Source organism: Ralstonia sp. A12, assembly GCF_000801955.1.
Taxonomy (GTDB): Bacteria; Pseudomonadota; Gammaproteobacteria; order Burkholderiales; family Burkholderiaceae; genus Ralstonia.
In genome coordinates this window covers 87,337-100,155 of record NZ_JSZO01000006.1, presented here as the reverse complement: position 1 = coordinate 100,155, position 12,819 = coordinate 87,337, and the positions used below count along the sequence as shown (strand labels likewise).

Annotated in this window: 14 protein-coding genes and 2 tRNA genes; 8 read left to right on the top strand and 8 right to left on the bottom strand. The window is 62.9% G+C overall.

What is annotated here, in order from left to right:
* Positions 1–3: 3 nt before the first annotated feature.
* The 4 genes from PI87_RS09485 (at position 4) to PI87_RS29420 (ending at position 2,257) form a co-directional block, all read left to right on the top strand.
* Positions 4–1,413: a LutB/LldF family L-lactate oxidation iron-sulfur protein gene (locus PI87_RS09485; RefSeq protein ID WP_039597464.1), complete on the top strand. Its 1,410-nt coding sequence runs from the start codon at positions 4–6 to the stop codon at positions 1,411–1,413.
* Positions 1,410–1,691: a hypothetical protein gene (locus PI87_RS09480; protein WP_039597463.1), complete on the top strand. Its 282-nt coding sequence runs from the start codon at positions 1,410–1,412 to the stop codon at positions 1,689–1,691. The genes PI87_RS09485 and PI87_RS09480 overlap by 4 nt, the downstream gene beginning before the upstream one ends.
* Positions 1,692–1,760: 69 nt before the next feature.
* Positions 1,761–2,075, top strand: coding sequence for a TM2 domain-containing protein (locus tag PI87_RS09475; RefSeq protein ID WP_039597462.1), 315 nt, complete (start codon positions 1,761–1,763; stop codon positions 2,073–2,075).
* Positions 2,076–2,089: 14 nt separating this feature from the next.
* On the top strand, positions 2,090–2,257 hold the full coding sequence (locus PI87_RS29420) for a hypothetical protein (protein WP_198139539.1): 168 nt from the start codon (positions 2,090–2,092) through the stop codon (positions 2,255–2,257).
* A gap of 3 nt (positions 2,258–2,260) precedes the next feature.
* Here the strand turns inward: PI87_RS29420 and PI87_RS09470 are convergent, their stop codons facing one another.
* From PI87_RS09470 to PI87_RS09450, 5 genes are all read right to left on the bottom strand, one after another.
* Positions 2,261–3,025: an arginyltransferase gene (locus tag PI87_RS09470; RefSeq protein WP_039597461.1), complete on the bottom strand. Its 765-nt coding sequence runs from the start codon at positions 3,023–3,025 to the stop codon at positions 2,261–2,263.
* Positions 3,012–3,758 carry a leucyl/phenylalanyl-tRNA--protein transferase gene (gene aat / locus PI87_RS09465; RefSeq protein WP_039597460.1) on the bottom strand — a complete coding sequence of 249 codons (747 nt, stop codon included), beginning with the start codon at positions 3,756–3,758 and terminating at the stop codon, positions 3,012–3,014. The genes PI87_RS09470 and aat overlap by 14 nt, the downstream gene beginning before the upstream one ends.
* A gap of 27 nt (positions 3,759–3,785) precedes the next feature.
* Positions 3,786–4,382 (bottom strand): NUDIX hydrolase, encoded by a 597-nt coding sequence (locus PI87_RS09460; protein ID WP_039597459.1) that lies wholly within the window; start codon positions 4,380–4,382, stop codon positions 3,786–3,788.
* A gap of 188 nt (positions 4,383–4,570) precedes the next feature.
* Positions 4,571–4,647, bottom strand: a tRNA-Met gene (locus PI87_RS09455).
* A gap of 28 nt (positions 4,648–4,675) precedes the next feature.
* Positions 4,676–4,752, bottom strand: a tRNA-Met gene (locus PI87_RS09450).
* A 230-nt stretch (positions 4,753–4,982) separates the two neighbouring features.
* Here PI87_RS09450 and PI87_RS09445 point away from each other — a divergent pair.
* A complete protein-coding gene (locus PI87_RS09445; protein ID WP_039597576.1) occupies positions 4,983–6,017 on the top strand; it encodes a quinone-dependent dihydroorotate dehydrogenase in 1,035 nt (344 codons plus the stop codon).
* A gap of 6 nt (positions 6,018–6,023) precedes the next feature.
* On the opposite strand, the gene PI87_RS09440 is transcribed toward PI87_RS09445, so the two are convergent.
* Positions 6,024–6,263 (bottom strand): hypothetical protein, encoded by a 240-nt coding sequence (locus PI87_RS09440; protein ID WP_039597458.1) that lies wholly within the window; start codon positions 6,261–6,263, stop codon positions 6,024–6,026.
* A gap of 394 nt (positions 6,264–6,657) precedes the next feature.
* Here PI87_RS09440 and PI87_RS09435 point away from each other — a divergent pair, with 394 nt between their 5' ends.
* Positions 6,658–8,562 (top strand): potassium transporter Kup, encoded by a 1,905-nt coding sequence (locus PI87_RS09435; protein WP_039597457.1) that lies wholly within the window; start codon positions 6,658–6,660, stop codon positions 8,560–8,562.
* 77 nt (positions 8,563–8,639) lie between these two features.
* Here PI87_RS09435 and PI87_RS09430 read toward each other — a convergent pair whose 3' ends face one another.
* On the bottom strand, positions 8,640–9,098 hold the full coding sequence (locus PI87_RS09430) for a DUF4148 domain-containing protein (protein ID WP_039597456.1): 459 nt from the start codon (positions 9,096–9,098) through the stop codon (positions 8,640–8,642).
* 201 nt (positions 9,099–9,299) lie between these two features.
* A complete protein-coding gene (locus tag PI87_RS09425) occupies positions 9,300–11,651 on the bottom strand; it encodes a Tex family protein (protein ID WP_039597455.1) in 2,352 nt (783 codons plus the stop codon).
* 110 nt (positions 11,652–11,761) lie between these two features.
* Between PI87_RS09425 and PI87_RS09420 the strand changes: the two genes are divergently transcribed.
* Both PI87_RS09420 and PI87_RS09415 read left to right on the top strand, forming a co-directional pair.
* A complete protein-coding gene (locus tag PI87_RS09420) occupies positions 11,762–12,514 on the top strand; it encodes a hypothetical protein (protein WP_039597454.1) in 753 nt (250 codons plus the stop codon).
* A gap of 36 nt (positions 12,515–12,550) precedes the next feature.
* Positions 12,551–12,754, top strand: a complete 204-nt coding sequence (locus PI87_RS09415; RefSeq protein ID WP_039597453.1) for a DUF465 domain-containing protein — start codon at positions 12,551–12,553, stop codon at positions 12,752–12,754.
* Positions 12,755–12,819 lie beyond the last annotated feature (65 nt).

Genomic DNA, 12,819 nt, shown 5'->3' with positions numbered 1-12,819 from the left:
CGCATGCAAGTCCGCAGCATGGAATTCAAGGCGCGTGCCGGGCAGAAGCTCGCCGACAAGCGCCTGCAGCAAAACCTCACCAAGCTCTCGACCAAGTTCGTTACCGCACGTGCAACGGCCATTCAGGAAATCGACTTCCCGGCCACGCGTGAAGCGCTGAAAGAGCGCCGCAACCGTGCGCTCGAGAACCTCGATGTCTGGCTTGCTACGTTCGAGGCAGAGGCCACGCGCCGTGGCGCCAAGGTGCTCTTCGCTGAAACCACGGCCGATGCCGCACGCCTGGTAGCCGAGATCGCCCGCCAGCACGACGTGAAGAAGGTCATCAAGAGCAAGTCGATGGTGACCGAGGAGATGCGCCTGAACCAGGTGCTCGGCGAGATGGGCGTGCAGAGCATCGAAACGGACCTGGGCGAATACATCCTCCAGATCAACGACAGCGAGCCGCCGTCGCACATCATCGCGCCGGTGGTGCACAAGGATAAGGAAGAGATTGCTGATCTCTTCGCCAAGACGCACAACAAGCCGCGTCTGACCGACATTCCCGAGATGACGCGCGAGGCGCGCGAAGTGCTGCGGCCCGAGTTCCTGTCGGCCGATATGGGCGTGACGGGCGGCAACTTCATCATTGCCGAGACAGGCTCGGTGGCTGTCGTCACCAATGAAGGCAACGAAGGCATGTGTACGATCATGCCGCGCGTGCACGTTGCCGTGACAGGCATTGAGAAGGTGCTGCCGACGCTTGAAGACTTGGCGACCGTCATGCGCCTGCTGCCGCGCTCGGCTACGGGGCAGGCCATCTCGAATTACTTCTCGCTACTGACCGGCCCGCGAGCCCCCGGCGAGAAAGACGGCCCCGAGCATATGTATTTCGTGATCGTCGATGGCGGCCGCAGCGGCCTGATCGGCGGTGAGTTCCAGGAGATGCTGCGCTGTATCCGGTGCGGCGCGTGTATGAACCATTGCCCGGTCTACCAGAAGATCGGCGGCCATGCGTATGGCTGGGTGTATCCGGGGCCGATGGGCAGTGTGCTGACGCCGAGCTACGTGGGCTTGTCCAATGCGCTGGATTTGCCGCAGGCCGCCACGCTCTGTGGCGAGTGTAATCGCGTTTGCCCTGCGTCGATCCCGCTGTCGGACTTATTGCGCACACTGCGCGAGAAGCAGATGGAGCGCGAGCTGCGTCCGCAATCCGAGCGTCTTGGCTTGCGCGTGTGGGGCTTCGTGGCACGGCGCCCGGCGCTGTATTCGGCAGGCACGTGGGTCGCGGCACGGGTGCTGCGCTGGATGGGCGGCGACAAGAAACTGATCCATTCGCTGCCGGTCGGCAAAGGCTGGACCGATACGCGAGACATGCCGGCCCCCGCCGGCAAGACATTCCGTGAGCTATATCGTGAAAAGAAGGCGCGTGCATGACCGCTACTGAATCCCTGCAAACACTGCGTGACGCGCTGGACCGTCACACACAATCGCCTGACCTGCCGCGCCTGCTCAAGCACTGGCGTGATGAGGCCGCGCTCGCACCGCTGGCCGTGCTGCCGCCCGCGTACGATCAGGTGCGCTGTTCGCTGTTGCAGCGGCTGGACATGGCCGTCTCCTTCGGCGAAGAGAGCTGTTCGTTCTCGCCGGCTTCGCTGTTCGCCGAGATGCGTCTGTGGGTCGACAAGGCTGAGGCCAAGCTCGCCAGCATGTAATCGACGGTCGACATGGAACGCACGGTGCGTGCTAGTGTCTGACACGTTATTCCCATGCCAGCCGACACCATGAACCAGACTGCCCGCGAGATCATGCTGTACGACGCCCAGAAGAAGACCACGGGCGTTGCATACCTCTGGTGGTTCCTGCTGGGCTTCCTGGGAGCGCATCGCTTCTACGTGAAGCGGCCGGGCAGTGGTATCGCCCAGGCGATCGCCAACATTGGTGGTACCTGGCTGGCGCTTCGCGACATGAACAATACGGCCGGCTGGGTGCTGGCCGTTGTCGGCGGACTGTGGGTGCTGGTGGACGTGTTCCTGATCCCGGGAATGGTCCGCGCATACAACACGGTGCTGGCCGAGCGGCTTACGGCCACACCTTGATAGGAGTTGACTCGATGAACCGCATGACTGGATGGAAACGTGCCGTACTGTGGGCGGCAGGATTGGTGTGCGTTGGTGCCGCACTGGCCGGTTGCTCGACCTCGCGTGAGCAGTACAGCCAAAGTTCCAATATCACCGCATACGGCGTAGTGGATGCCGGGATTGAGCGGACGTCGCGCTGATCCTCATTCCGTGGCTGGCGGTGCCACGTCCTCAAACCGCCGCCACTCACCATTGACCAGCAGTTCCAGCGGCTGGAACAAGGCCTTGTAGGCCATCTTGCGGCTCTGTTCGATCCAGTAGCCGAGGTAGACGTAGGGTAGGTCCAGCGCCTGCGCCTGGGCGATCTGCCACAGCACGTTGTACGTCCCGTAACTCGCCCTGTGTTCGATCGGGTCGTAGAACGTGTAGACGGACGACAAGCCGTCTTCCAGCACGTCGATCATGCTCACCATGCGCAGCTTGCCCGCCGATGGCGATTCGGGCGGCTCGCGAAACTCCACCAGACGTGAATTCACCCGGCTTTGCAGCAGGAACTGCTCGTACTGGTCTCGGCTGTCGTGGTCCATGCCGCCGCCAGCGTGGCGAACGGATTGGTACAGCAGGTAGAGCTGGTAGTGCTCTTCAACATAGGTGAGTGGAGCGACCAGCGCTTCAAGCGACTGATGGCGCTCGGCGGCGCGACGTTGTGTGCGCGACGGCGAAAACTGATCGACGACGACGCGGCATGGCGTGCATGCATGGCAGTCGTCGCAGTGGGGGCGGTAGGTGAAGATGCCGCTGCGCCGGAATCCGGCGCGCACGAGCTTGGAATAGACGTCTGCGTTGATCAGGTGCGCCGGTGTGGCGACCTGCGAGCGCGCCAAGCGGCCATCCAGGTAGCTGCATGCGTAAGGCGCGGTGGCATAGAACTGCAATGCCGAGAGAGGAAGTTCCTTAAGCTTGCTCATTGCGCACGGTCCATCGACGAAGCACGAATTTGTCGAAGTGCCACGGCACGATGGCCGGCGCATTGGCCGCTTCCCGCACATGCGCGAGAAACGCTGCGCGCGGCACCGGGGCTCCTCCCAGCGACGCCAGATGTTCGGTCTCCTGCTGGCAGTCTATCATCGCGACGCCCTGGCCGCCGAGAAAGGCGCAGAGCGCGGCCAGCGCGATTTTTGAGGCGTCGGTGCGGTGAGCGAACATCGATTCACCATAGAACATCCGGCCCAGCGCCACGCCATACAGGCCGCCAACGCGCTTGCCGGCATACCAGGTCTCAACGCTGTGGGCATAGCCGCGGCGGTGCAGGGCGGTGTAGGCCTGGATCACGTCTTCGGTAATCCACGTGCCGTGCTGGCCGGGGCGCGCGGTGGTGGCGCAGTCGACCATGGTTTCGCGGAAGGCGTGGTCAATGCGAACTTCCCAGGCAGGGTTGTCGAGTACGCGGCGCAGCGTCTTGCGGAAGGTGACCGATACGCGGAAATCTTCCGGGCGCAGCACCATACGCGGGTCAGTACTCCACCAGAGCACGGGCTGGCCTTGCGCGTACCAGGGGAAGATGCCTTGCCGATACGCAATCAACAGCCGCTGCGGCGAGAGATCCGCGCTGGCCGCAAGCAACCCGGGCGCCTCGGATTCAGGTCCGAGCGCGCGATCGACCGGCGGAAAGGGATCGTGCGGATCCAGCCAGGCGATCATGATGCGGAGAAATTTTTGAGGGCTGGATTACGACGCCGTCGTCGTGCTTGCCGGCGTGTCGACCGTGGCTGAGCGCATCGGCTTGTAGATGTCCAGCGTGTGGAGGCGGAAACTGCCGTCGGTCAACTTGCCCGCAGCGCGGTCGGCAAAGAAGCAGCGCAGCGTGTGGATGACCGTCGGGAAAGCGAGGTCGTCCCAGGGGATGTCGGCTTCATTGAACAGCGCGACTTCCAGGCTTTCCTCACCGGGGGCGAAATCCAGATCCTTCAGCTTGGCCAGGTAGAACAGATGCACCTGGTGCACGTGCGGTACGTTGAGCACCGAATACAGCTCGCCGATTTCCACGTTGGCGCCGGCTTCTTCCTGCGTTTCGCGGTTGGCTGCCTGCGCGGTGGTTTCGCCGATTTCCATGAAGCCGGCGGGCAAGGTCCAGAAACCGTAACGCGGTTCAATGGCGCGCTTGCACAGCAGGATCTGATCGTTCCACACGGGCACGGTGCCGACCACGTTGCGCGGATTCACGTAGTGAATCGTATTGCAGTGATCGCAAACGTCGCGCAGTCGGTTGTCGCCGGCGGGAATGCGCGAGACGACTGGCTGGCCGCAGTTGGAACAGAATTTCATGGGGGAGGGCTTGGCGCGGGTGGAATATCTCAGTGTATCACCGCGGTGACTCGGCCCCGCGCGGGGCGGGGTATCGACTGAGCTGCGGACTTTGGCTGCGCGCAGAAAAGCAAAAAGCCCGCTAGTTGCGGGCTTTGCTCTGATGTTTCCTATCCGGCCCAGGTCTTGGAGCGAGCCGTTTGATGCGTTGGTTGCGGGGGCAGGATTTGAACCTGCGACCTTCGGGTTATGAGCCCGACGAGCTGCCAGACTGCTCCACCCCGCGTCCGTAAGAAACACGCTCGACTTCTGGCTGGTTGCGGGGGCAGGATTTGAACCTGCGACCTTCGGGTTATGAGCCCGACGAGCTGCCAGACTGCTCCACCCCGCGTCCGTCGAATAAAAGAGTATATCGAAACTGCTGTGGCGATGCAACATCTTTCTTTCGTAATCGTCACCGCAGTGGTGCGTGATGTTCGTGTGGTGTGCCTGCGAGGCCAAGCCATGCTTGGTTTTTAGACAGATCAAACATCGTGATGTTCGAATGCGGCGCACACGATGCATCGCGGTGCGGCAGCCGTTTACAATGCGGCCTTTCGCGTTCTTCTCCTGACTCTGATCGTGCTCAACGCCCTGTATCCGCTTGCCCGCCCGCTGCTGTTTTCGATGGACCCTGAAGACGCGCACTACTTCACGTTGAATCAGCTCAAGCGGGCGCATGCGATGGGGTTCTCCAGTTGCATCGGCGCGCGCGTCGCGCCACAACCGCGCACGGTGATGGGTGTGACGTTCCCGAACCCGGTGGGTCTGGCTGCTGGCCTGGACAAGGACGGTGCGTATATCGATGCGCTCGGCGCACTCGGTTTCGGCTTCATTGAAGTGGGCACCGTCACGCCGCGCGCGCAGCCAGGCAACCCGCGCCCGCGCATGTTCCGCTTGCCGGCGGCGAACGCGCTCATCAACCGGATGGGCTTCAACAACGGTGGCGTCGATGCGTTCATCAATAACGTGAAGGCATCGAAGTGGCGCGAGGCGGGCGGGGTGCTCGGCCTGAACATCGGCAAGAACGCCGATACGCCAATCGAACGCGCCGTCGACGATTACCTGCACTGTCTGGAGCGCGTGTACCCGCACGCCAGCTACGTCACGGTGAATATCTCGTCGCCGAACACGAAGAACCTGCGCCAGCTCCAGGGCGCGAGCGAACTCGACAGCCTGCTAGGTACCCTGCGGGACGCGCAAAACCGCCTGGCCGATCAGCACAAGCGCTATGTGCCCGTGGCATTGAAGATCGCGCCGGATCTCGATGACGACCAGATCGCCAACGTGGCCGATGCACTGCTGCGTCACAAGATGGATGGCGTGATCGCCACCAATACGACGATCCGCCGCGAAGCTGTGACCGGTCTGGCCCATGCGGAAGAAGCGGGTGGTCTGTCGGGCCAGCCGGTGCGTGAAGGCTCAACGCGGGTGATTCGTGCGCTGCGTGGTTTGCTGGGCGATGCCGTGCCAATCATCGGCGTGGGCGGCATCCTGGCGGGCGAGCACGCGCGCGAGAAGATCGATGCCGGCGCGCAGCTCGTGCAGCTCTATACAGGATTGATCTATCGCGGTCCGTCGCTGGTGGCGGAGTGCGCCCGCGCGCTGGCGCGTTGAGCCCGACTAACGCCGGGTGAGGTAGATGACGATGGCGCTGACGGCCACCACGGCCGCCGCCATGTCGTACGGGCCGGTGTAGTCCGCCCACACCGCCGCATCGAGCCGTGGCGTGAATGCCGACTGCGTCCAGGGCAGGATCACACGCGGAATGGCGAACAGCACCACTGCCACGACCAGCAGCACGATCAGTGCGGCCAGCGCGGTCTGCATGCGTCCCCAGATGCGAATGGATGAATAGGACAAGGCCCGACCTTGTTTGGAGATTGCCGTGCAGCCATCAGGGCGGCCGACAAAGAAGTTTGCAATTCAGCTTTGTCAGTCATTCTCCTACAAAGTTCTGTCGGCCGCCGTCCTACGTTTGGCTATGTGCAGTACAGCATGCCTGACCCGGCAACAAGGTGCATAGCACTTGGCTTTGCGCCGGTTTCCGTTGCAAATATCAAACGACTGTTTGCTGAAGTGACGCACCGTAGTTGCCCTTGAAACGCCAATAGCAAGCGGGATTTGTCCTGATGCTGCGTGGCAACGATTGCCCGTTTGAGGGGTTGGCGTGAGAAAGACGCGGAGTACAATCCGCCCTCATTGTGCATTGCACTATTTTTTTGAGCGGCCAGCAGTTCGGCCGATTTCCAAGCTCATGAGTCAAGCTCTTACAGCAGCAGGGGTTCCCCCAAAGACCAACGTAAACCTGCGCGCCATGGTGGTCGGTGCCGTGGGTGTGGTGTTCGGCGACATCGGGACCAGCCCGCTGTATTCGCTCAAGGAAGCGTTCAATCCGGAGCACGGCATTCCGTTCTCCAACACCGCGGTGCTCGGCATCATCTCGATGCTGTTCTGGGCGATGGTGATCGTGGTGTCGCTCAAGTACGTGCTGTTCGTCATGCGCGCCGACAACAACGGCGAAGGCGGCATCTTGGCGCTGATGGCGCTGTCGCTGCGCACGGCCAATCCGAATTCCAAGCGCATGTCGCTGCTGCTGATGCTCGGCGTTTTCGGGGCGTGCATGTTCTACGGCGATGCGGTCATCACGCCGGCCATCTCGGTGCTCTCGGCCATGGAGGGCCTGGAGATCGCAGCGCCCGCGCTGTCGCCGTTCGTGCTGCCGATCACGCTGGTGATTCTGACGGCGCTGTTCCTGATCCAGCGCAGCGGCACCTCGGTGGTCGGCAAGCTGTTCGGGCCGGTGATGCTGCTGTGGTTTGCCGCGCTGGCCGCGCTGGGCATGATGAACCTGGTGAAGGCGCCGCAGATTCTGGTGGCCATCAACCCGATGTATGCGATTTCGTTCCTGCATGACCACGCGCTGCAGGCGTTCATCGTGCTGGGCTCTGTGTTTCTGGTGCTGACCGGCGCCGAGGCGCTGTACGCCGACATGGGCCACTTTGGCGCCCGCCCGATCCGCTGGGGGTGGTTCTTTATCGTGGCGCCGAGCCTGTTGCTGAATTACTTCGGCCAGGGCGCCATGATGCTGACCGACCCGAGCACGATCGAAAACCCGTTCTACCGCTCCGTTCCTGAAGCCCTGCAGCTGCCGATGGTGGTGCTGGCTGCGGCCGCGACCGTCATCGCCTCGCAGGCTGTGATTTCGGGGGCATTCTCGCTGACCAGCCAGGCCATTCAGCTCGGTTTCGTGCCGCGCATGCGCATCCGCTACACGTCGGAAGCGGAGATCGGCCAGATCTACGTGCCGGTGGTGAACTGGATGTTGCTGATCCTGGTAATCGGCGTGGTGCTGGCGTTCAAGAAGTCCGACAACCTGGCCGCCGCCTACGGTATTGCTGTGACGACCACGATGGTCATCACCACGGTGCTGGCGGCGGTGGTGATGCGCAACGTGTGGCGCTGGAATCCGGTGCTGGTGACGCTGGTGAGTCTGGGCTTCCTGGTGGTTGACCTAGCGTTCTTCGCGGCCAACCTGCTGAAGATCCGTGACGGCGGCTGGTTCCCGCTGATGCTCGGCGCTGGCGTGTTCTTCCTGCTGATGACCTGGTACAAGGGCAAGAAGCTGTTGCGCGCGCGCAGCCTGGAAGACGGTATTCCGCTGGAGCCGTTCCTGGCAGGCCTGCTGGCCCATCCGCCGCATCGCGTGGAAGGCACGGCCGTGTTCCTGACCGGCAATACGGATTTCGTGCCGGTGTCGCTGCTGCATAACCTGAAGCACAACCGCGTGCTGCATGAGCGCGTGATCTTCATCAGCTTCGTCACGCGTGACATTCCGTACGTGGATGACAAGCACCGTGTGACCGTGCGCGACCTGGGCAGTGGCATCTACATCGTCAAGGCTGAATACGGCTTCAAGGAAACGCCGGACGTGTACCGCGTGCTCGAACTCGGCCAGCCGCAGATCGGTACACGCTGCGAGCTGATGGATACGTCGTTCTTCATCGCGCGCGAATCGGTGGTGCCGTCCAAGCTGCCGGGGATGTCGATGTGGCGCGAACGCTTGTTTGCGTGGATGCATCAAAACGGCGCCAAGCCTTCGGACTTCTTCCACATTCCCGCCAACCGCGTGGTGGAGCTGGGGACCAAGGTCGAGATCTGACGACCTGCATTGCTGAATAACAAAACGGCCCGTGCGAGAGAGACGCACGGGCCGTTTTGTTTGGAGCGACGTCGGAGTTAGATCTTCGAGGCGTCGTGATCGCGCTTGTGCACTTCGTGGTTGCGAGCGTGCACGTCGTGGTTGCGGTCCTTGACGTCGGCGTGCAGGTCTTTGCGGTCTTGGTGCAGGTCGCGGCGATCCGCGTTGACCTGATGCTGGTCTTGCGCGCGTTGCTTGTTCCAGTATTCAGCACCCTTGACGTTGCCGTTGGCCAGATCGCGGTCTTCGCGGCGTTGGGCGGCGTTGCGCTCGGCGCGTTCGTCAGCCAGAGCGGCCTTGTCCTTGCCGATGTCGGCACGGTCATGGCGGATGTCGCGGTTGTCGTGACGGATATCACGGTTGTCCTGGTGGATCTGCTGGTTGTCTTGCTGCACCTGCGTGACCGGCGACACAGGAGCGGGCGGCGTGGTCTGTGCGAAGGCAGCGGTACCAGCAACAGCAAGCAGAACAGCGATCAGGGTGTGGCTCGTCTTCATGGTGTTTCTCCTCGTGGGTGCCAGGCGCGGTGTGTGCCTGTGCCTCCTTAACGGGCCGAAAAGACACGCCGACGACGCGCGAGTGTTAGGAAAGTTCCACGCAAGTAAGGACTTGTAACGCACTCCGCGCGCATGGAGATCGGCCAATAAAAAACCCGCCGGGTCCGAAGACCGGGCGGGTTCTCACCAGCAGAATGCGCCTTAACGCTTGAGCTTGGCGAAAGCAGCGGCCATCGCGCCACCAGCCGGTGCTGCCTCACGGCGTTGCTGACCGCCTTGACGATTGCCGCCACTGTTCGGACGATCACCGCCGCCGCCGGCGCGCGCAGGTGTCTGGCCCGGCTCGTCCGACAGGCGCATGGTCAGGCCGATGCGGTTGCGCTTCACATCCACCTCCATCACCTTGACCTTGACGATCTGGCCGGGCTTGACCACCTCGTGCGGGTCGCGCACGAACTTGGTAGATAGCGCCGACACGTGCACCAAGCCATCCTGATGCACGCCGATGTCGATGAACGCGCCAAAGGCCGCCACGTTGGTCACCACGCCTTCGAGCACCATGCCGGGTTGCAGGTGCTTGATGTCTTCCACGCCGTCCTGGAACGTCGCCGTCTTGAACTCGGGGCGCGGGTCGCGGCCGGGCTTCTCCAGTTCCGATAGGATGTCGACCACGGTCGGCAGGCCGAACTTCTCGTCGGTGAACTCGCGGGCGGTCAGGCCACGCAGTGCTTCGCGGTTGCCAAGCACGTCGCCGATGCCCTTCTTGATGCTATCCAGAATGCGCTTGACCACCGGATACGCTTCCGGGTGGACGGACGAGCGGTCGAGCGGGTTGTCGCCGTCGTTGACGCGCAGGAAGCCGGCGGCCTGCTCGAACGTCTTGTCGCCCAGGCGCGGTACCTTCTTGAGTGCGTCGCGGTTGGCGAACGCGCCGTTGGCATCGCGGTACTCGACGATGTTCTTGGCGAGGATCGAGTTCAGGCCCGACACACGGGCCAACAGCGGGGCAGAGGCGGTATTCACGTCCACGCCGACCGCGTTCACGCAGTCTTCGACGATGGCATCCAGCGCACGGGCCAGCTCGCGCTGGTTCACATCGTGCTGGTACTGGCCAACACCGATCGACTTCGGATCGATCTTCACCAGTTCAGCCAGCGGGTCTTGCAGACGACGCGCAATCGACACCGCGCCGCGCAGCGACACGTCCAGTTCTGGGAATTCCTTGGCTGCCAGTTCCGACGCCGAGTACACCGACGCGCCAGCTTCGCTCACCACGATCTTGGTCAGCTTCACGTCGGGGGCGGATTGGGCCAGGAGCTGCATCAGGTCTTGCACGAGCTTGTCGGTCTCGCGGCTGGCGGTGCCGTTGCCGATGGAGACGAGTGCCACGTTGTGCTGCTTGGTCAGGCGCGCCATCGTGGCGAGCGAACCATTCCAATCGCGGCGCGGCTCGTGCGGGTAGATGGTGGCGGTTTCCAGCAGCTTTCCGGTATGGTCGACCACGGCGATCTTGCAGCCTGTGCGGATGCCCGGGTCGACGCCCATCACGGCCTTCGGGCCAGCGGGTGCGGCCAGCAGCAGGTCGTGCAGGTTGCGGCCGAAAATCTTGATGGCCTCGGCTTCGGCCGATTCACGCAGTTGCGTCAGCAGTTCGGTTTCGATATGCGGCTGCACCTTGACGCGCCAGCACCAGCGGCAGACGTCCGAGAGCCACTTGTCCGCCGCGCGGCCCTTGTTTTCGATGCCGACGTGGCGCGCGATCATGGTTTCGCATGGGTGCGGGCTCAGCGCGTCCTGTTCTTCGCCCAGGCCGAGCTTGACGAACAGCACGCCCGCATTGCGGCCACGGAACAATGCCAGCGCGCGGTGCGACGGCACGTTGCGGATGGGCTCGCTGTAGGCGTAGTAATCGCGGAATTTCTCTTCCTCGGCGGTTTCCTTACCTTCCACCACCGTCGACGAGACCTGGCCCTGGCTCCACAGGTGTTCACGCACCTTGCCCAGCAGTTCGGCCGTTTCGCCAAACTGTTCGGAGAGGATGTCGCGCGCGCCGTCCAACGCGGTCTTCACGTCGGGCACGCCGCCGTCTGCGGTCGGGTTGCCGTTGACGAACTTGGCGGCTTCGGCCTGCGGGTCGAGCGTCGGGTCAGCCAGCAGTGCCTGGGCGAGCGGCTCCAGGCCGCATTCGCGGGCGATCTGGGCACGCGTGCGGCGCTTGGGCTTGTAGGGCAGGTAGAGGTCTTCCAGCACCTGCTTGGTTTCGGCAGCCTCAATGGCGGTGCGCAGCGCGTCGGTCAGCTTGCCTTGCTCTTCGATGGACGCGAGGATCGCTGCGCGGCGGTCTTCCAGTTCACGCAGGTACAGCAGGCGCTCTTCCAGGTTGCGCAGTTGCGTGTCGTCCAGGTTGTCCGTCACTTCCTTGCGGTAGCGTGCGATGAAGGGCACGGTGGCGCCTTCGTCCAGCAGTTGCACGGCGGCGGCAACCTGATGCGGCTTGACCGCCAGTTCAATGGCAATGCGGGAGACGATCTTCTGCAACACGGAATCGGTCATTGCTTCCAGAGAGTGCGATGGGAAGCCGCGCATTTTGCCATAAGGCACAATCTGTTCCGGCGCTGATTGCGCGCCCGACGCGACGTTTGCCGCACAAGCGCGGTGATAAAATGCACGTTATGCCTATGCTCCTGTTTTCTGCCCATCATCGCGCCGGTGCGCGCCGTGTTTCCCGCCTGGTTCTGCTGCTCGCCGCGTTCGGCGCCGCGCCCGCGTGGAGCCAATCCCAGCCGGCCGCCGCATCGACCCCCGCCGTGTCCGCCACGCCGCCGGATTTCGGTGTGGAACACGATCGCATCACCAGCGCCAAATCGTGGGCGGAATACCGCTATGCGCAGGCTGAGCGCGCCTGTTACGACAAGTTCTTTGTCACGCGCTGCATCGACAAGGCCAAGGATGTGCGTCGCACGGAACTCCATACCATCCGTGAGCGCGAGCTGGCCCTGGACGAAGCCGAGCGCGCCGACCGCGCTGCACGTCGCGACCAGGATCGCGCCGTCCGCGAGGCCCAGTACAACGCCGAGCGCCCGCAGCGTGAAGCCGCCGAGCAGAAGAACCGCACCGACTTCCAGAGCAAGCAGGAACAGCAGCGCTTGAATGAGGCACAGCGCCAGGCTGAAGCGCCGCAGCGCGCCGCCAATGCGCAGGCGAACGCCCAGAAGCAGGCCGACCACGACGCCAAGCTCAAAGCTGCACAGGAGCAGGGCGCCGCCAATGCCGCCAAGCGCGCTGACAACGTCAAGCAGTTCCAGGAGAAGCAGCAGCAGGCCGTGCAGCGTCAGAAGGAGCTGGAAGAGCGCCGTGAAGAGACCAAGCGCCGCAACGAACAAAACAACAGCAACACGAGCCCGCTGGGGTTCTAAACTCTGAAGCGTGGACGGGTGTCCCGGGAGGAAGTGATGGACAGCGATCTGAACACGATCTCACGTCGCATCATCGAATTGCAGATCGAGCATCGTGATCTCGATTTCCTGATTGACAAGCTGGCGTCGGAAACCGATCACGACGAGCTGCAGTTGCGTCGCCTCAAGAAGCGCAAGCTGAAACTCAAGGACGCCATCACGCTGCTACAGTTGCAGCTTGAACCGGACGTGCCAGCCTGAGCGTCGCCCACCCTAACTCTGAGAAGCCTCCCGCACATGCGGCTTCCTTTATTTGCTCCCCAGGG